General features: G+C 65.6%; 16 protein-coding genes and 1 riboswitch. Of the genes, 5 read left to right on the plus strand and 11 right to left on the minus strand.

What is annotated here, in order from left to right:
- Positions 1-4: 4 nt before the first annotated feature.
- Positions 5-102, minus strand: a riboswitch (glycine riboswitch).
- Positions 103-196: 94 nt separating this feature from the next.
- A complete protein-coding gene (locus QFZ60_RS16580) occupies positions 197-733 on the minus strand; it encodes a TetR/AcrR family transcriptional regulator (RefSeq protein ID WP_307093358.1) in 537 nt (178 codons plus the stop codon).
- Positions 734-819: 86 nt separating this feature from the next.
- On the opposite strand from QFZ60_RS16580, the gene QFZ60_RS16585 reads away from it, so the two are divergent.
- Positions 820-2,376 carry an MFS transporter gene (locus QFZ60_RS16585; protein ID WP_307091897.1) on the plus strand — a complete coding sequence of 519 codons (1,557 nt, stop codon included), beginning with the start codon at positions 820-822 and terminating at the stop codon, positions 2,374-2,376.
- A gap of 98 nt (positions 2,377-2,474) precedes the next feature.
- Here the strand turns inward: QFZ60_RS16585 and QFZ60_RS16590 are convergent, their stop codons facing one another.
- Positions 2,475-2,954 carry a Dps family protein gene (locus QFZ60_RS16590; RefSeq protein ID WP_307091898.1) on the minus strand — a complete coding sequence of 160 codons (480 nt, stop codon included), beginning with the start codon at positions 2,952-2,954 and terminating at the stop codon, positions 2,475-2,477.
- A gap of 221 nt (positions 2,955-3,175) precedes the next feature.
- Between QFZ60_RS16590 and QFZ60_RS16595 the strand changes: the two genes are divergently transcribed.
- The gene (locus QFZ60_RS16595) at positions 3,176-4,732 is read left to right on the plus strand and encodes an APC family permease (protein ID WP_307091900.1); all 1,557 of its coding nucleotides are present in this window, start codon (positions 3,176-3,178) and stop codon (positions 4,730-4,732) included.
- Positions 4,733-4,814: 82 nt separating this feature from the next.
- On the opposite strand, the gene QFZ60_RS16600 is transcribed toward QFZ60_RS16595, so the two are convergent.
- From QFZ60_RS16600 to araB, 7 genes are all read right to left on the minus strand, one after another.
- The gene (locus QFZ60_RS16600; RefSeq protein WP_307091901.1) at positions 4,815-5,363 is read right to left on the minus strand and encodes a hypothetical protein; all 549 of its coding nucleotides are present in this window, start codon (positions 5,361-5,363) and stop codon (positions 4,815-4,817) included.
- Positions 5,364-5,527: 164 nt separating this feature from the next.
- A complete protein-coding gene (locus QFZ60_RS16605) occupies positions 5,528-5,830 on the minus strand; it encodes a DUF4193 domain-containing protein (RefSeq protein WP_307091903.1) in 303 nt (100 codons plus the stop codon).
- Between the two features lie 92 nt (positions 5,831-5,922).
- The gene (locus QFZ60_RS16610) at positions 5,923-6,126 is read right to left on the minus strand and encodes a hypothetical protein (RefSeq protein WP_307091904.1); all 204 of its coding nucleotides are present in this window, start codon (positions 6,124-6,126) and stop codon (positions 5,923-5,925) included.
- A gap of 107 nt (positions 6,127-6,233) precedes the next feature.
- Positions 6,234-7,247, minus strand: a complete 1,014-nt coding sequence (locus QFZ60_RS16615; protein ID WP_307091905.1) for a LacI family DNA-binding transcriptional regulator — start codon at positions 7,245-7,247, stop codon at positions 6,234-6,236.
- 48 nt (positions 7,248-7,295) lie between these two features.
- Complete coding sequence (gene araA, locus QFZ60_RS16620; protein ID WP_056332156.1) at positions 7,296-8,816, minus strand: L-arabinose isomerase; 1,521 nt, start codon at positions 8,814-8,816, stop codon at positions 7,296-7,298.
- 31 nt (positions 8,817-8,847) lie between these two features.
- On the minus strand, positions 8,848-9,564 hold the full coding sequence (locus tag QFZ60_RS16625; protein WP_307091909.1) for an L-ribulose-5-phosphate 4-epimerase: 717 nt from the start codon (positions 9,562-9,564) through the stop codon (positions 8,848-8,850).
- Positions 9,561-11,321 (minus strand): ribulokinase, encoded by a 1,761-nt coding sequence (gene araB, locus QFZ60_RS16630; protein WP_307091911.1) that lies wholly within the window; start codon positions 11,319-11,321, stop codon positions 9,561-9,563. The genes QFZ60_RS16625 and araB overlap by 4 nt, the downstream gene beginning before the upstream one ends.
- A 267-nt stretch (positions 11,322-11,588) precedes the next feature.
- On the opposite strand from araB, the gene chvE reads away from it, so the two are divergent.
- The 3 genes from chvE to mmsB all read left to right on the plus strand — a co-directional run bounded on the left by chvE (position 11,589) and on the right by mmsB (position 15,637).
- Entirely contained in the window at positions 11,589-12,716 is a 1,128-nt protein-coding gene (chvE, locus tag QFZ60_RS16635) for a multiple monosaccharide ABC transporter substrate-binding protein (protein ID WP_373427689.1), read from the plus strand.
- A 106-nt stretch (positions 12,717-12,822) separates the two neighbouring features.
- Positions 12,823-14,352 carry a multiple monosaccharide ABC transporter ATP-binding protein gene (gene mmsA / locus QFZ60_RS16640; protein WP_307091912.1) on the plus strand — a complete coding sequence of 510 codons (1,530 nt, stop codon included), beginning with the start codon at positions 12,823-12,825 and terminating at the stop codon, positions 14,350-14,352.
- Between the two features lie 4 nt (positions 14,353-14,356).
- Positions 14,357-15,637 (plus strand): multiple monosaccharide ABC transporter permease, encoded by a 1,281-nt coding sequence (gene mmsB / locus QFZ60_RS16645; protein ID WP_307091914.1) that lies wholly within the window; start codon positions 14,357-14,359, stop codon positions 15,635-15,637.
- A gap of 70 nt (positions 15,638-15,707) precedes the next feature.
- Here mmsB and QFZ60_RS16650 read toward each other — a convergent pair whose 3' ends face one another.
- Both QFZ60_RS16650 and QFZ60_RS16655 read right to left on the minus strand, forming a co-directional pair.
- Positions 15,708-16,961, minus strand: a complete 1,254-nt coding sequence (locus QFZ60_RS16650) for an MFS transporter (RefSeq protein ID WP_307091915.1) — start codon at positions 16,959-16,961, stop codon at positions 15,708-15,710.
- A gap of 42 nt (positions 16,962-17,003) precedes the next feature.
- Positions 17,004-19,184, minus strand: coding sequence for an elongation factor G-like protein EF-G2 (locus tag QFZ60_RS16655; protein ID WP_307091917.1), 2,181 nt, complete (start codon positions 19,182-19,184; stop codon positions 17,004-17,006).
- Between the last annotated feature and the right edge of the window lie 46 nt (positions 19,185-19,230).

A 19,230-nucleotide genomic window follows, 5' to 3' on the forward strand; every position in this document is an offset into this window, starting at 1 on the left:
GTGCCTCGCCGCGGCGGTACGGGGGCCTGCGAGATTCCTGGGGAGGATTTGCTCCAACGGCGCCTGCCTGTACTTCCGGCAGAACTCTCCCGCCGCAGATCAAAGGCTATTCAATTGTCGAACCATGAAGGCCGGTGACAGCCCTCACAACTCTCTATTGTCCTACGCGGCAACCCCTCCCGGCAAATGACCGGAACTACCTCCGGAGCCGCTCCAAAGCGGCCAGGAGTTCCTCCACGTCGGCGGCCGCTCCCCCTGCCGGGGCGGGGGCAACGGACAGCATGGCGTTGAAGTAGAGGCCGTCCCCCATGTAGAGGACTGCCTTGGCCAGGCCCGGTCCAACATCGGCAGCGATCTCGTCCAGCCAGCGCTGCTGGATGGCCGCGAACCGGCGCCGCGTCTCTTCGTGGGCCACCTCGGCAAGCCGGGTGGCGGCCACGATGGCACGGTCCAGTGGAGTATCCGCCCAGACGGAGGAACGGATGAAGTATGCGGCGGCGCCTTCAGTGGCAGCGGCCATCGCGTCGGCATCCTCCCGGGCCAGGCCCTCCAGCCGGTCAAGCAGCACGGCGATGAGCGCTTCCTTGTTGGGAAAGTGGTAGAGGAGGCCGCCTTTGGACACCCCCGCCTTGCGGGCCACGGCATCAAGGGTGGCCGCGCGCTCCCCCACCTCGATCAGCAGGGACTCGAAGGCGTCAAGGACCGCGTCACGGGCAACAGGCTTTCGGGGCATGCCTTCCATCATGCCTTCCACCAGGCCGGAAAGAAGGAAAACCACGCACTTTGAAACTGTACCGTCCGGACGGTATAGTTACTTCCATGACCACTTCCATCAAGAGTTCCGCGTCCGTGCAGGCGGCAACGGCCCGGCGTCCTCCGTGGCGTGACTGGCTGGCGCTGGGGCTGCTGATGTTCCCGGTTCTGCTGGTGGCGGTGGACAACACCGCCCTGACGTTCGCGCTGCCCGCCATCGCAGGGGCCCTGGAACCCACCGGCGTGCAGCTGCTGTGGATCGTTGACGCGTATCCGCTGGTACTCGCCGGACTGCTGGTATCGATGGGTAGCCTGGGCGATCGGATCGGGCGGCGGAGGCTGCTGATCCTTGGCAGCATCGGCTTCGCCGGACTGTCCGTTGCCACCGCTTTTGCGCCGGCGCCGGAGTGGCTTATCGCCGGCCGCGCCGCCCTGGGGTTCTTCGGGGCCATGCTGATGCCTTCCACGCTGTCGCTGATCCGCAACATCTTCCCGGAGCCCAACCGCCGGAGGCTGGCCGTGGCCATCTGGGCTGCCGGCTTCTCCGGCGGCGCGGCCCTGGGTCCGATCGTCGGCGGATGGCTGGTGGAGCACTTCTGGTGGGGCGCCGTCTTCCTGGTGGCGGTCCCGCTCATGCTCCCCCTGCTGGCCTTTGGCCCGGCCGTCATCCCCGAATCGAAGGATCCGGCGCCCGGCAAAGTGGACACCCCCAGCATCGTGCTCTCCATGCTGGTCATGGTGCCCGTCGTCTACGGAATCAAGGCAGTTGCCACCGAAGGCCCGGGGACTGCAGGGCTGGGCGCAATCGCCTTCGGCCTGCTGATGGGAGCCGTGTTCGTGCGGCGGCAGCACCGGCTAAAGCACCCGCTGCTGGACATGTCCCTGTTCCGGAACAGGGTGTTCAGCATGGCCATCAGCGCCAACATCCTTGCCCTGTTCTCCTTCAACGGATTCATCCTGTTCCTTGCCCAGCACCTCCAGCTCCTCGAGGGCATGACCCCCTCCGCGGCGGGCGTTGCCATGATCCCGGCACTGGCCGCCACGGTGGTGGCCGGGCTGGTGGTGGTGCCGCTGGTCCGCAAGGTACGCCCCGGCTTCGTGGTGGCGGCTGGACTCGCCTTCAGCGCTGCGGGCTACACCATGGTGGCTTTCGGCAACCACGACGGCGGGCCCTCGCTGCTGCTGGCGGCGCTCCTGGTCCTGGCACTGGGCGTGGGCACAGCCGAAACCATCTCCAACGACCTCATCCTCGGGTCCGCCCCGCCGGAGAAGTCAGGCGCTGCCGCGGCGATCTCGGAGACAGGCTACGAGGTGGGCTCGCTGCTGGGGACCGCGGTGCTGGGCTCCATCCTGACCGCGTCCTACCAGCAGAACCTGCGCCTGCCCGCGGGACTGGACGGCATGCTGCCCGGATCCACCCTGCACAATGCCCGTGAAACCCTCGCCGGCGCAATTGAAGCGGCAAACCTGGTGCCCGAATCACTGTCGGAAGCCGTCCGCCAAGCTGCGGCAGCAGCCTTTGATTCCGGCGTCCACATCACCGCGGCGATTGGGCTGGTACTGATGGCGACGGCGGCAGTCCTCGCCGCCGTCGTGCTGCGGAAAGTGCCAAAAGCGGGCTAGCAGGCGAGGGTGCCGTGTTGGCTGCACAAAGAGGCGCCCGGCGCCGAGGGAATACCCCGGCGCCGGGCGCCCTTTGAGATGGGAGGCGGCCTGAGCCGCTACTTGGAGTCGGCGGCGGTTACCTTGGCGGTGGGCTTCATGTTCTCGGCCTGCACCATCCAGGCAAACTGCTCCAGCCGGGCAATGAACTCATGGAGGAGGTCCGCGGAGGTGGGATCCTCCTCATCCACCTCGTCATGGACTTTGCGCATGGTGCCCACGGCGGCCTCCATGGCGGCAACGATCCGCTCGATGGCATCCGTGGTGCTGATCAGCCCGTCGGGGAACTGGGCCAGGCTGGTGGTTTCGGCAACCGTGGAGCTGCGGCCATCCGGGACCGCGTGCAGGGCACGCATGCGCTCGGCAGTGTCGTCGGCGAACTGGCGGGCAGCGTCGACGATTTCATCAAGCTGCAGGTGAAGGTCGCGGAAGTTGGGGCCCACGATGTTCCAGTGCGCCTGCTTGCCCTGAACGTGGAGTTCGATCAGGTCGGCCAGGACAGCCTGCAGGTTGTTGGTCAGTGTCGGTGAAGCTTTCATGCATCCTCCTCAAGTAGTCCAATACGGCCGACGCTACCAGCCACACAGCGCGCGGCGGCAGGGCTTGCGGCAATTTCTCAGTGAGCTTACTAATTTCGGCGGAGAGTAATAAACGAATGTGATTCATATTGCGTCTTGCGTCACAGGCCACGTGCCCCCATACTAAATGAACGCCATTCATATAGTGACCTCCGTCTCACAGCCTTCCAGAAAGTGGTGCCATGACAGAGATAATCCGCACCAGTACCGCCAAACCCGGCCCGCACGCCCACGCACCCTCCGCGGACGGCGTCAGCGCCAAGGGACTCAAGGGCGGGCAGCTCGGCCTCCTTGCCGTCGTCGTCCTCGGCATTTCAACCATCGCCCCCGCCTATACCCTCACCAGCGCACTCGGACCCACCGTCAACGAAGCCGGGCTCCAGCTGCCAGTCATCTTCCTGATCGGGTTCATCCCCATGATCCTGGTCTCGCTCGCCTACCGGGAGCTCAACGCCGACTCCCCGGACAGCGGCACAACGTTCACCTGGGTGACCAAAGCCTTCGGCCCCTGGATCGGCTGGATGGGCGGGTGGGGCCTGCTGGCCGCAAACATCATCGTGCTGTCCAACCTGGCCGGCGTCGCCGTCGACTTCTTCTACCTTTTCCTGTCCCAGCTCACAGGCTCCCCGGAACTGGCGGACCTGGCCGACAACAAAGCGTTGAACGTCCTCACCTGCTTCGTGTTCGTGGCCCTGGCCGTTTGGGTCAGCTACCGCGGCCTGCACACCACCAAGATGGTGCAGTACAGCCTGGTGGGCTTCCAGCTGCTGGTACTGGGCCTGTTCGTGGCCATGGCCTTCGCCAACTGGTCCACCTCCGAAACGGCAATCCCGTTCAGCTGGGACTGGTTCGATGTGACCAAGATTGAGACCTTCGGCCAGATTGCGGCCGGCATCTCCCTGTCGATCTTCGTGTACTGGGGCTGGGACGTCTGCCTCACCGTCAACGAGGAAACGGCCAATGGCAAGAAGACCGCCGGTGTGGCCGGCACCCTGACCGCCGTGATCGTCCTGGCCATCTACCTGCTGGTCAGCATCGCCACCATGATGTTCGCCGGCGTTGGGGATACCGGCAACGGCCTGAACAACGCCGAAAACCACGAAAACATCTTCACGGCCCTGGCCTCCCCCATCATGGGTCCCTTCGCCATCCTGATGTCCCTCGCCGTGCTCTCCAGCTCAGCGGCTTCCCTCCAGTCCACGTTCATGTCGCCGTCCCGGAGCCTGCTGGCCATGGCGCACTACGGCGCCCTGCCGGAACCGTTCAGCCGCATCAGCAGGAAATTCGCCACGCCGGGCTTCGCCACCATCGCAGCCGGCGTGATGTCCGCAGGTTTCTATGCAGTGATGCACGTGGTCAGCGAAAACGTCCTGAATGACACCATCCTGGCCCTGGGCCTGATGATCTGCTTCTACTACGGCCTCACCGCGCTGGCCTGCACCTGGTACTTCCGCCACAGCCTGTTCAACAGCATGCGCCACTTCATCCTGCGGCTGGTATGCCCGGTGGTGGGCGGCGTGGGACTGTTCGTGGTGTTCGGCCAGACCGCCGTTGACAGCCTGGCACCGGAGTTCGGCAGCGGTTCCGAGGTCTTCGGCGTGGGCCTGGTGTTCATCCTGGGCGTCGGCATCCTGGCCCTGGGCGCCGTGGTCATGCTGGTCATGTCCCGCACGCATCCGGGCTTCTTCCGCGGCGAAACCCTGAAGCAGGACACCCCCGCACTGGTGGTCCCGGAGTAGCACGCCAACGCTGAGTCGCCGACACAAAAGGTGCTGTGCCCCCATCAGGGGCACGGCACCTTTTGCATTACGACGGGGTCTGTCACCAATAGTGCGCCACGTCGATCACCAGTCGGTGACCGGAATCCGGCCCGTCCAAGGTGAACACCCGGAACGGCAGTCGGGCACGGACGCCCAGGCCCATGGTGGTCTGGCCTTCGAAGCTTCCGGCCCAGACCACCTGGCGGAAGGTCTGGTAACCGGACACGTTGGAGAGCTCATTCTGGTCCGTGGGGGTATAGGTGGGCTGCCCGTTATTGTCATAGGCCGGGGCCTTGACAACGATCTGCAGGCGGGCTCCGCCCCGTGTGGGCACGACTTTCCCCGAGCCGTCCTGGATAACCTGCCCCACGTAGCGGACGCTGTAGCCGGCAGCCGGGCCGGAACCCAGGTCAACCACCAGCCGGTCAAAGCAGTAGTGCTGCCCGGTCCGGACGTTGGTCACGGCCGCGCCGGTCATGGGGCCTTCCGTTTTCATCAGCGAGCCCCACGTGAGGCCACAATAGGGCGCCGCAGACGCAGGCGCCTGAACCACGATTCCCAGCCCTGCAGCCAACAGAATTGCTGCGAGCCAGGTAAGGAACTTCTTCATAGCAGTGCCATCCACGAATCAAAGCCATTGGATGCTTTCAGCGTAGGAGTGTTGGGTCCGGGAAACGAGTGAGCATTTTGATAACGACGGCGTCCGGGGACAAAGCAGCGCCGGCCACCCTCGGGGAGGTGGCCGGCGCCGGCAAAAAAAGATCAGGAAAAGATTCAGCCTTCGCAGTCGCGGCAGTACTTCATGCCGTCCTTTTCGCGGGCAACCTGTGACCGGTGGCGGACCAGGAAACATGACGAGCAGGTGAACTCATCGGACTGTTCAGGAACCACAATGACAGTCAGTTCCTCGTTGGACAGGTCGGCGCCGGGCAGGTCGATGCCTTCAGCAGTGTCGTTCTCGTCGACATCGATAACTGCGGTCTGCGCGCTGCCGCTCCGTGACGCCTGGAGGGCTTCGAGAGAGTCCGCGGGCGACTCTTCTTCCTGCTTGCGTGGAGCATCGTAATCGGTAGCCATAGCGTGTTCACTTTCGTTGCTGCGCAGCGCCATTTCAGGCACCTCAGTGCAGCAGTTTAGGGCATGATCCCGCTACCGGCGCAATAGTGTGGCTAAGCAGACATCCTGCCGCTTCCACCCGCTGATCCGGCATGCTCCGACCGGGCCTGCTCCGCGCCTGCGGACACCCCGCTGAGCGCCGGGAGCCAGCCCCACCGGGTGGCATCAGCCATGGCTTCGGCAGCCGCCGATTCGGAATCGTACGTGAACGTATCCAGCAGCCAGTCGCGGAGCCGGATGAGCAGGTCAGCCATCATGCCCTGAAACCTACGCAGGGATTGTTGTGGCCAGGTTTCGGCGCGGTCTCCCCCGGATTAAATCCGCTGGCGGCCGCACCTCCGGTCAGGTTGTCCAGGCGGATTCGTCAGGCCGGCGGTGCCGTGCTGCTGCGCAGGACCAGTTCCGGCTGCACCACCAGCGTCCGTGGTCCGTCTGCGCCATCTAATGCCGTGAGCATCATCTGCATGCACCGCCGGCCCAGTTCTTCAAAGTCCTGCCGGATCACCGTCAGCGGCGGACTGAAGTAGCCGGCCTCGGGCTGGTCATCGAAGCCCACGACGGACACGTCCTGCGGCACCCTGATGCCGGCCTCTGTCAGGGCGCGCAGCACCCCCAGGGCCATCTGGTCGTTGCCAACAAAGATGGCGGAGGCGCGGCGGGTGGCCGCAATCTGCCGCCCGATTTCATAGCCGCTGCCGGCGCTCCAGTCACCCTCGATCATCAGGTCCGCATCGAGCCCGGCCGACGCCAGGGTGGACCGCCAGCCGTCAGCGCGGGCTACGGCATCAATCCAGTCCTGCGGCCCCGCGACGTGACCTATCCGGACGTGTCCCTGCCCTATCAGGTGCCACACCGCCAGTTCGGCTCCGCGGCGCTGGTCCACCCTGACGCCGCCAACTGCGTCATTCCCCTCCGGTCCCACGGCCACCACCGGCACGCCGATGGGAAGTTCGGCCAGCGCGGCCAGCGTCTGAAGGTGCGGAACGATCACCACGATGCCGTCCACCGACTGGTCCAGGAAGTGCCTGACGGCGTCCAGGATGGTGTCCCGGCTGACCTCCCGCAAGGCAGCGACGCTGACGAAATACCCTGCGTCCCGCGCAGCGCGTTCCACTCCCAGCAGCGTATTGGCGGGCCCATACTGGGAAAGTTCGCTGCCCAGAACGCCGATGGTCTGCGAGCGCCGGGTGACCAGGCTCCGGGCGGCGGTGTTGCGGCGGTAGCCCAGCCGGGCAATCGCCGCTTCCACCCTTTCCCGTGTCCCGGCGCTCACGTTGGGGTGGCTGTTGACCACGCGTGACACCGTCTGGTGTGAGACCCCGGCCAGCTCCGCCACGTCCTCAAGCCTCGGCAGCCGTACCGGCTTGCCGGGCGTCACGAGGTTCTTGCCATTGGCGGGTGCCAGGAGCTCAGCCGTGCCACGGAATCAGATCCCGCCGGCGAGTTTGTAGTAGGCGGCGTTCCAGTTCAGGTCCTTCTTGAACTGCCGGATGGTGGTGCCCTCGTCAATCGTGAGCAGCTCCGTCCGGGCAATTTCCGCGAAGTCCTCGAACACGTCCATGCCCACCTGGGTGGAGAGCACGGTGTGGTGGGCAGCGCCGGCGGTGAGCCAGGCGGCGGCGGAGGTGGCGAAGTCCGGCTTGGGCTCCCAGAGGGCGCGGGCCACGGGCAGGTTGGGCAGCGGCTGGTCCAGGGGAACGACGTCCACGGCGTTGGCCACCAGGCGGAAACGGTCGCGCATGTCGGACAGGGCGACGACGACGCCCGGGGAGGCGTCGGCGTCGAACACCAGGCGAACAGGGTCCTCCTTGCCGCCGATGCCCAGCGGGTGGATCTCCAGGCGGGGCTTCGATGCCGTGAGGGAGGGGCAGACCTCCAGCATGTGGGCGCCCAGGATCTTCTCGGACCCGGGCTCCAGGTGGTAGGTGTAGTCCTCCATGAGGGAGGCGCCGCCGGGCAGGCCTGCGCCCATCACCTTGGCAGCGCGGACCAGGATGGCGGTCTTCCAGTCGCCTTCGGCGCCGAACCCGTAGCCGGCGGCCATGAGCCGCTGCACCGCCAGGCCCGGGAGCTGGCGCAGGGCACCGAGGTCCTCGAAGGAGGTGGTGAACGCGGCAGAGCCGTTGCCCTCCAGGAAGCTGCGCAGGCCCAGTTCGATCCGGGCGCCGTACCGCAGCGAATCGTGCCGTGCCGCGCCTGCGCGGAGCTCCGGCACCACGTCATAAAGGTCCTCATATTCGGCCACCAGGGCGTCGACGTCGGACTCTGCCGCGCCGTGCACGGCGTCCGCGAGCTCGTTGACGGACCAGGTGTTGACCGCGACGCCGAAGCGCAGCTCCGCTTCGGTCTTGTCGCCTTCGGTGACGGCCACGTTGCGCATGTTGTCGCCGAAGCGGGTCAGCTTCAGGGTCCGCACGGCGGCCCAGCCGGCGGCGGCGCGCTGCCAGGAACCCACTTGGCGTGCCACCTCAGGATTGGAGACGTGCCCGACGACGGTCTTTCGGGCGATGCCCAGGCGGGACTGGATGTATCCGAACTCGCGGTCGCCGTGCGCGGCCTGGTTCAGGTTCATGAAGTCGAAGTCGATGTCCGCCCACGGCAGGTCCCGGTTGGCCTGCGTGTGCAGGTGCAGCAGGGGCTTGCGCAGCAGGTCCAGGCCCTGGATCCACATCTTGGCCGGGCTGAACGTGTGCATCCAGGCGGTGACGCCGATGACGGAATCATCCGAGTTGGCCTCAAGGGCGGTGCGGCGGATGGCGTCAGAATCGGTGAGGACCGGCTTCCAGACGATCTTTACCGGGACGGCGGAACTGGCGTTGAGCTGGTTGGCGATCTCCTGCGACTGGGCGGCAACCTGTTTGAGGACTTCCTCCCCGTACAGGTGCTGGCTGCCGGTGAGGAACCAGACCTCGTAACCGTCGAGGGAGGTGTTTGCTGCGGTGCTCATGGATTCTCCTGGAAGTTATTGGGTGACGGCGTTACTGGCCGTAGACGTTCTGGTAGCGGGCGTAGAGGGAGTCGATGGAGCCCTGGTCGATGGGCAGCGGTTCACCGAGCTGCCGCGAGATGTGCACGGTGCGGGCCACTTCCTCGCACATCACGGCCGCTTTCACGGCAGACCGGGCGTCCTTGCCGATGGTGAACGGGCCGTGGTTCTGCATCAGGACCGCCGGGGAATTGGAGTTCTTCAGCGTTTCCACGATGCCGTGGCCGATCGAGTCGTCCCCGATCAGCGCGAACGGGCCCACGGGGATGGAGCCGCCGAACTCATCGCCCATCATGGTCAGCACGCACGGGATGGCCTCGCCCCGGGCAGCCCACGCGGTGGCGTAGGTGGAGTGCGTGTGCACCACCCCGCCCACGTCTGGCATGTGGCGGTACACGTAGGCGTGCGCGGCGGTGTCCGACGACGGCGACAGCGCCGGATTGCCCCAATCGACAGTGCCGCCGCCACCGACGTTGGTGCCCCGCACGGGAGTGCCGTGCAGGTCGGTGACGATCATCTGCTCGGGAGTCAGGTCCTGGTAGGAGACGCCGGAAGGCTTGATGACCATCAGGTCGGTGCCCGGCACGCGGGCCGAGACGTTGCCCGCGGTCCACACCACCAGTTCGTAGCGGGTCAGCTCAGCATGCAGCGCACACACTTCCTCGCGGACCCGGGCAATGGCCTCCAGGATCCCTGCGTCGGTGCTCATGCGGACACCTCCACTGCTGCCTCGGTTGCAGAACCGGTGCCGGCCAGGACTGTCCGGTGCGCTCTGCGTTGGATGGCCTTAAGCCGGTGCATCACGTCATTGCCGCCGCGGCCGAAGTAGTCGTGCAGTGCCTTGTACTCCTGGAACAGCTCGTCGTACGCCGCAACGTTTTCCGGGATCGGGGTGTAGACCTCGCCGGGCTCGGCGCCCATGACGGCAGCGGCTTCGCGGATGTCCGCGTACTCCCCGGCGGCAACGGCGGCGTGGATGGCCGATCCCAGGGCCGGGCCCTGCTCCGAGCCGATGGTGGACAACTGCAGGCCGGTGGCGTCAGCGTAAATCTGCATCAGGAGCCTGTTCTTCAGCAGGCCGCCGGCCACGATGAACTCCTTCACCGGCACGCCGGCGTTACGGAAAGCGTCAACAATGGTGCGGGTACCGAACGCGGTGGCTTCCAGCAGGGCCCGGTACGTATCCTCGGGCCTGGTGGCGAGGGTCTGGCCCACCACAATGCCCGAGAGTTCGTGGTCCACCAGCACAGAACGGTTGCCCGAGTGCCAGTCAAGCGCAATCAGGCCGTGCTCCCCGATGGCCTGCCGCGACGCCAGGCCGGTGAGATACTCGTGGATTCCCACTCCAGCGTCCCGGGCCGCCTGATGGTATTCCGGCGGGACGCCGTACTTGGTGTACCAGCCGAAGATGTCGCCCACGCCGGACTGCCCCGCCTCGTAACCCCACAGCCCGGGAACGATGCCGCCGTCCACAGCCCCGCACATGCCCGGTACTTCATGCAGTTCGCTGCCGTTCATGACATGGCAGGTGGAGGTGCCCATGATGGCCACCAGCTGGCCGGACTCCACTGCCTTCGCAGCCGGTGCCGTGACGTGGGCGTCAACGTTTCCCACGGCCACGGCGATGCCCTCCGGCAGGCCGGTCCAGGCCGCCGCCTCCGACGTCAGGGTGCCGGCGGCGTCGCCCAGCCGTCCGATGGTGTGCTCGAGTTTGGAGCTGACAAAGTCCTTGAAGTCCGGGTTCAGGGCGGACAGGAACTCCTCCGACGGGTACCGCCCGTCCTGGTAGATGCCCTTGTAGCCGGCCGTGCAGGCGTTGCGGACGTAACGGCCGCACAGCTGCCAGACGATCCAGTCGGCCGCCTCCACCCAGTGGTCCATTTCGGCGTAGGCGTCCGGGTCCTCTTCCAGCAGCTGCAGGCCTTTGGCGAATTCCCACTCGGAGGAGATCAGGCCCCCGTACCGCGGAAGCCAGTCTTCGCCCCGTTCGGCCGCCAGCCGGTTGATCCGGTCCGCCTGCCCCTGGGCGGCGTGGTGCCGCCAGAGCTTTACATAGGCGTGCGGGCGGTTGGCATAGCCGGGCAGTTCGTTCAGGGGCGTGCCGTCAGCCTTGACGGGCACCATGGTGCAGGCGGTGAAGTCGGTTGCAATGCCGACGACGGCGGCCGGGTCGATCCCAGCGTCCGCCAGCGCGGCTGGGACCGCGTTGCGCAGGACGTCCCGGTAGTCGTTGGGCACCTGAAGTGCCCATTCCCCGGGAAGCCGTGCCCCGTCGTCGCCCGCTACATCTTTGGGCAGGGAGCCGGTCACCACTGCATGGGGATACTCGTGGACGGCGCTGCCAAGCTCCTTGCCGTCGCGGACGCGTACCACCACGGCGCGGCCTGAGAGCGTTCCGTAGTCCACCCCAATGACGCAGTGGTCGTGGCGGGGCTCGGAACTGGAAGTGAACAACGCATCTGGCATGGGGTTGCCTCCATCCGGGAGGCAAGGGCCTCATTACCGGGTTTTGTAGGGTCAGGGTCAAGCTACGTGCTGCAGCAAGTGTGAACGCTAACAAAGCAGAAGTCAATGAAGTCGAAAGAGTTTCGGGATTTCTGGGAGGATGCTCTTGTTAGCGTTCACAAATCAGTCTATATTGAACCGACACATCAACAATGTGGCCAGGACCGGGAGCGTCGCCGCTTCCCCGTCCAACAACACTTCGCGGCAATGCTGCCGCGGAAGGAGATAATGGTGAGAATCAAAAAACTCATGGGCGCGGTGGCCCTTGTCCTCGCCCTGACCGTGGGGGCTACCGGTTGTGGCTCCCGTGGCGGAACCAGTGAATCCAGCGGCGCGGCGAAGCCGGCCGACTCGCTGGTTGGCATCTCGATGCCCACCCAGACATCCGAACGGTGGATTGCCGACGGCGCCAACGTTGAGAAGTCCCTGAAGGACCTCGGCTACAAGACGGACCTCCAGTTCGCCAATGACGACATTCCAACCCAGGTCTCGCAGATCGAAAACATGCTGACCAAGGGCGCCAAGGCCCTGATCATCGCTGCCATTGACGGCACCACGCTGACCGACGTCCTGGCAAAGGCCAAGGAACAGAACGTGAAGGTGGTTGCCTACGACCGCCTGATCAACGGCACCGCCAACGTGGACTACTACACCACCTTCGACAACTACACGGTGGGCGTCCAGCAGGCCACCTCGCTGCTGACGGGCCTGGGCCTGGTGGATGCGAGCGGCAAGAAGGTGGAGGGCAAGGGGCCCTTCAACATCGAACTTTTCGCCGGAAGCCCGGACGACAACAACGCCAACTTCTTCTGGACCGGTGCCATGGACACCCTCAAGCCGTACATGGATGCCGGCACCCTGAAGGTTCCCAGCGGCCAGACCAAGTTTGAGCAGGCGGCCATCCTTCGCTGGCAGGCACCCGTGGCACAGAAGCGCATGGAGGATATCATCACCTCCGCCTACAGCTCGGGCACCAAGCTGAACGGCGTCCTTTCGCCGTACGACGGACTGTCGATCGGCATCATTTCCGCCCTCACCAGCACCGGCGGTTACGCCAAGGGAAGCCTGCCGGTGGTCACCGGACAGGACGCCGAAAAGGGCTCCGTGAAGTCCATCATCGCCGGCGAGCAGTACTCCACCATCTTCAAGGACACCCGCCAGCTCGGCGCGCAGGCTGTCAAGATGGTTGACGCCGTCCTCAAAGGCCAGGAACCTGAAACCAACGACACCAAGACCTACAACAACAAGGTCAAGGTTGTCCCGGCATTCCTGCTGAAGTCCGTGATCATCACCAAGGACAACTACAAGAAGGAACTGATCGACTCGGGTTACTACAAGGACTCCGACGTCAAGTAGTCAACGTCCGGGGGCTGTGGCCGGACCTCCATCCGGCCACAGCCCCGCCCGCAGCCTCCTGCACCAGCAGGAAGGCCAAGCTTCGACCAGTCAGTGGGAATTGACGATGAACACACCCATTCTTCAAATGCGAGGAATCACCAAGACGTTCCCCGGCGTGAAAGCGCTGCAGGACGTCACACTGGATGTGAACCGTGGAGAGGTCCACGCCATCTGCGGTGAGAACGGAGCCGGCAAATCAACGCTCATGAAAGTGTTGTCCGGCGTCTATCCACACAACACCTTCGACGGGGAAATCCTCTTCGAAAATGACCCCTGCAATTTCTCCAGCATCTCGGACAGCGAGAAGCGGGGCATTGTGATCATCCACCAGGAACTGGCGCTGAGCCCGTTCCTCTCCATCGCCGAGAACATCTACCTTGGCAACGAACAGGCCACCAACGGGTGGGTGGACTGGCGTAAGACCAACCTGGAGGCCGCAAAGCTGCTGGCCCGCGTGGGCCTCGATGAAAACCCTGTCACCCCCGTGCAGCACATCAGCGTGGGCAAGCAGCAGCTCGTGGAAATCGCCAAGGCGCTGTCCAAGGAAGTGAAGCTGCTCATCCTGGACGAGCCAACGGCCGCCCTCAACGATGAGGATTCCGGCCACCTGCTGGACCTGATCCTCCACTTGAAGGGCCAAGGGGTCACCAGCATCATCATCAGCCACAAACTCAATGAAATCCGCAAGGTGGCCGACGCCGTCACCATCATCCGCGACGGCAAGACCATTGAGACCCTCCGGCTCGATGAAGGCCAGATCACCCAGGAACGGATCATCCGCGGCATGGTGGGCCGGGACCTGGAGAGCCTGTACCCGGACCGCGAGCCGAACATCGGCGACGAGGTCCTCCGGATCGAAGACTGGTCCGTCCGGCACCCCCAGGACCACAGCCGCATGGTGGTCAGGAACGCCAACCTCCATGTCAGGAAGGGCGAGGTGGTGGGACTTGCCGGACTGATGGGCGCCGGGCGCACCGAACTTGCCATGAGCGTCTTCGGCCGCACCTACGGCACCGCCACGTCCGGCAAGGTCTACAAGTACGGCGAGGAAATCAACACCGCCACGGTCTCGGACGCCATCAGGCATGGCATTGCCTACGCCACCGAGGACCGCAAGCATTACGGCCTGAACCTCATCGAGGACATCAAGCGCAACATCTCCCTGGCAGCGCTGCGCAAGCTTGCCAAACGCGGCTTCGTGGACAAGAACCAGGAGACCGTGGTGGCCAACGGCTACCGGAAGAGCATGAACATCAAGGCGCCCTCGGTGGCTGCCATCACCGGGAAGCTCTCCGGCGGAAACCAGCAGAAGGTGGTGCTGAGCAAGTGGATGTTCTCTGACCCCGACGTGCTCATCCTCGATGAGCCCACCCGCGGCATCGATGTCGGCGCCAAGTACGAGATCTACACGATCATCGCCAAACTCGCGGCCGAAGGAAAAGCCGTGATCGTCATTTCCTCGGAACTTCCCGAGCTCCTGGGCATCTGCGACCGCATCTACACGCTCGCCGCCGGCCACATCACCGGTGAAGTGCTCATTGCCGAGGCCACCCAGGAAACCCTGATGCACTACATGACCAAAGAGAAGGAATAGCGAAATGTCCGCCTTACGAGAATCGCTCGGATTCCTCACAAGCCGCCTGCGCCAGGTTGGCATCTTCGTTGCCCTGATCCTGATCGTCCTGCTGTTCCAGGGGCTGACCGGCGGAATCCTGCTGGAACCGCAGAACGTGACCAACCTGGTGGTCCAGAACAGCTACATCCTCATCCTGGCCATCGGCATGGTGATGGTAATCATCGCCGGGCACATCGACCTTTCCGTCGGGTCCGTCGCCGGGTTCATCGGCGCCGTGGCCGGCGTCATGATCGTCCACTGGGGCTGGCCCTGGTGGGCGGCAATCCCTGCCTGCCTGCTGGTCGGCGCCCTTGTAGGCGCCTGGCAGGGGTACTGGATCGCCTACGTGGGGATCCCCGCCTTCATCGTCACGCTGGCGGGCATGCTGATCTTCCGCGGGCTGACGCTGATCACCCTCAAGAACCAGCAGATCACCCCCTTCCCCGCCGAGCTGCGCGCCCTGGGCGGCGGCTTCCTTCCCGACATCTCCGGCGGCACGTCCGTCCTGGAATGGCTCACTGTCATCCTGGGCGTCGGTGCCACGGCGGCCCTGCTGATCCAGGCCTTCAAGGAGCGCAGGATCCGCAGGAAGTTCGACCTCGAAAGCGAACCCCTGGTCTGGTTCATCATCAAGACCACGTTCACGGCCCTGCTTATGCTCATCATCACCTTCCTGCTGGCCTCCTACCGTGGCACGCCGATCGTCCTGGTGGTCCTGGCCGTGCTGGTGATCGCCTACACCGCCCTGATGAACAACAGCGTCTTCGGCCGGCACACGTACGCCATCGGCGGCAACCTGCATGCGGCTGAACTGTCGGGCATCAAGACCAAGGCCGTCACGTTCCGGCTCTTCGTGAACATGGGAGTGCTCTCCGCGCTGGCGGGCCTTGTCTTCACCGCCCGGCTCAACTCGGCGCAGCCCGCCGGTGGTACGGGCTTCGAACTGGACTCCATCGCCGCGGCCTTCATCGGCGGCGCCGCAGTCACCGGCGGCATCGGAACGGTGGCGGGAGCCATGATCGGTGGCCTGATCATGGGCGTGCTCAACAACGGTATGTCCATCCTGGGCCTGGGCACCGATTACCAGCAGCTCATCAAGGGCCTGGTCCTCCTTGTCGCCGTCGGGTTCGATATCTTCAACAAGAACCGCAGCGGAGGCGGCGGCGACCTTGGCAAGCGGTTCAAGCTGAAGACCACACCCCCGCCCGCGGAGGAAAAGCCGACGACGGCTGCCAGCGAAACGGTGGAGGCAGGCGTCAAGTAGGACGCGCTTTGAAGGCCCTTGGGCCCGGATTCATTTCGGGGCCAAGGGCCTTCACGTGCGTCCTGGCCCTTTAAGGCGCTGCCGCCAGTCCCGTGGCCACATCCGCCGGCGAGCGCCTGCGGCGGCTGAGGAGGATGAAGGGTGCCGCCAGCAGCTGCACCACGCCGCCCAGTGCCAGTGCCGCGGGATATCCGAAGACGTCGGCGGACCGGCCGAGCACCGGCTGCACCACCACTCCCCCGCTGGAGCCCATCAGCGAGGCGAAACTCAGGACGGTCGCCCGCTGCTTCGAGCCGATCATGTCATTCAGGTAGGCCTGGCGCACCGGGGTGCCGGCGGACCCCACTACGGCCCAGAGTGCCAGGAGCACCAGGGCCAGCCAGAAGATGTTGGTGGCCAGGAGCACCACCAGGACTACGGAGCTGGTGACGGTGGAAGCGATCAGCACGGTGGTTCGGCGGCGGACCAGTTTGCGGACCAGCGGGGCCAGCCAGCCGCCTGCGATCTCCGAGCCCGCAACGATGGCCGCTGCCAGGCCTGCGATGGCGTAGGCCTTGGGATCGCCGAACAGCTGCAGCAGGTAGGGCTGGAGGGCATAGAAAACATAGAACCCCACGCCTTCGGTGAACGGGGCCGCCAGCATCATGTACCTCACCGGCGGGTTCCGGAGGCCGCCGTCCAGCGATGCCTTGAGGACCGCCCGGGTGGCCTGCACGGGGTGGGCCGAACGCTCCGGTGTGAAACCGACGTCGTGCATGAGCAGGAAGGCCACCGCGAACATCGCCGCCAGCACCCCAACGCGCAGCAGGAACGGCACGCCCAGGTTTGTTGCCTGCGCGATCACTCCGCCGGCCACTGAACCGGCCAGCATGGCGACGCCGGAGACCATCTGGCCGCGGCCCAGGACCGCCTCCAGCCCGCCGTCGTATCCGGAAAAGTGCAGGGCGTCCACCAGCCAGGCTTCCACTGCCCCCGAGAAGAAGGTGAAGCCAAGTCCCAGCAGCGCCGACACCGCGGCCCACCACCAGAACGGCGCGGACAACTGCCACAGCAGGTAATAGAGGTAGGTGGAGGCGGCCAGGGTCACGGTTCCCAGCAGGAAGGATGCACGCCGTCCCCAGCTGTCCGCCACCACCCCGGTGGGCACCTCGAAAAGAACCATCCCCGCGGTGAAGAAGGCGTTCGCGGCGAAGGCCTCCAGGTTGGTCAGCCCGGCGTCGAGCAGGAACAGCGTGTTGATCCCCCAAATGAACGATGCCGCAAGGGTGTTGCCCAACGTCAGCGTCAGGTAGACGGTCTGGATCTTCCGTGCTGCGGCGTTCACTTGCGGACGGCGCTCTTGATGTCTGTTCGTGCCACGGCGGGCTCAGGACGGGCTGTAGTTCGGGGGGACGGGGTCATGGCGCAGGTACTGGCGGCGGAAGCGCCCGGTGCCGGCCGTCAGTGCCCTCAGTTCAACTGCGTACCGAAGGAGTTCCTGGTCCGGGACTTCGGCGCTGATCTCGGTCAGTCCCCCGCCGGAGGAGGTGGTGCCGGTGAGTCGTCCCCGCCGGCCGGACAAGTCGCTCATCACCGTCCCCACGTGTTCGTCGGCCACGGTGATGGATACTGCGGACACCGGTTCCAGCAACTGGATCTTCCCGGCCCCCGCGGCCTCCCGGAGTGCCAGTGCCCCGGCCGCTTGGAACGCCGCATCCGAGGAATCCACGCTGTGGGCCTTGCCGCCCACCAGGGTCACCCGCAGGTCAACCACGGGGAAGCCGGCTGAAACGCCTTTCTCCATCTGGGCCCGGACCCCCTTCTCGATCGACGGGATGAACGTTCCCGGGATGACACCGCCCACCGTCTTGTCCACGAACTCGAACCCGGCGCCGCGCTCCAGCGGTTCCACCTCGATGTCGCACACGGCGTACTGACCGTGGCCGCCGGACTGTTTGACGTGGCGGCCGTGGCCGGAGGCGGCGCCCGCAAAGGTTTCGCGCAGCGGCGTCACCACGTCCACGCTGTGCAGTTTCACGCCCTGGTCCCGCAGCCTGTCCAGGACCACCTCCGCATGCGCTTCGCCCATGCACCACAGCACCAGCTGGTGCGTTTCGGCGTTCCTGTCCACGCGCAGCGTGGGATCCCCTGCCGCGATGCGGCCCAGGCTGCGGGCCAATGCGTCCTCATCACTGCGGGAATCGGCTTCGACGGCAACCGGCAGCAGCGGCTCCGGCATCTCCCAGGTGGCGAGCAGCAACGGGTTTTCCCGGGCGGAAATGGTGTCCCCTGTTTCGGCGCTGCCCAGCTTTGCCAGCGCGCACATGTCCCCCGCCACGCAGAAGGGAACGGGCCGAAGGGAGGCACCCAGCGGTGAGTAAATGTGGGTCACCCGTTCATCGGTGTCATGGTCCTGGTGGCCCCGGTCCGCGAGGCCGTGGCCGCCCACATGGACGGGAGAGTCTTCCCGGAGCGTCCCGGAGAAAACCCGCACCAGGCAGATGCGGCCCAGGAAGGGATCGTTGGACGTGCGTACCACTTCGGCGGCGAGCGGGCCGGACGGATCGCAGGAAAGGCTTCCGGCAGGTTCCCCCGCAAGATCCGTGCTGTCCGGCAGGCTGCGTTCCCCCGGCGGTGGAAAGGCGCGGACCAGCAGGTCCAGCAGTTCAGCGGTGCCCAGCCCGGTGACGGCGGATGTGGGCAGCACGGGAAAGAACGAGCCGCGGGCGACGGCGGTTTCCAGGTCGGCTGCCAGCACCTCCGTATCGATGTCCTCGCCTTCCAGGTACCGGTCCATGAGCGTCTCGTCTTCGCTTTCGGCGATGATGCCCTCAATCAGGTCGCCCCTGGCCGGACCGGCAGCCGCACGTTCATCCGGCGTTGCCGGCCGGACCTCAGGGGTTGTATCTCCGGAGGCATAGTCCGTCACCTCCTGCGGCAGCAGGTCAAGCAGGGACAGCGGGCCGGCGGCCTCCTCCCCTGTCCTCACCGGGACGCACAGCGGCAGCACGCCGTCGCCGAACGCTTTGCGGCAGGCGGCCAGGGCGCCGTCGTAATCTGCCCGCGGGTGGTCCATCCGGGTGATCACGACGGCGCGTGGCAGCTGCATGTGCCCGCACTCGCCCCAGAGCGCGGTGGTGGTGGCGTCTATTCCGTCCACGGCGGAGACGACAAAGAGCGCGGCGTCGGAGGCGCGCAGGCCCGCACGAAGCTCACCAATGAAATCAGGGTAGCCGGGTGTGTCCAGGAGGTTCACCTTGACGTCATCCAGCATCAGGGGCACCAGGGACAGCGTGACGGACCTCTGCTGGTGCACCGCGGCGGGGTCCGAGTCGCTCACCGTGGATCCGTCGGCGATGGAGCCTTTCCGGGTGATCATGCCGTTGGCCGCCAGCAGGGCCTCGATCAGCATTGTTTTCCCGGCGCCGGAATGCCCCACCAGGGCCACGTTCCGGATCCGCGCCGGGTCCTGGGCTGCGATGCCGGTGGCTTGGTCGGCCCGCTTTGATTCAGGCCCGTTCCTGCCGCCTGCCGCCCGCGCTGACTCCTTGGTGCTCTTCACCGACATTGGAACCTCCTGGCATCATCGCCACCCGACCGGACGTGTCCTCTGA

The organism is Arthrobacter sp. B2I5, assembly GCF_030816735.1.
GTDB lineage: Bacteria > Actinomycetota > Actinomycetes > Actinomycetales > Micrococcaceae > Arthrobacter.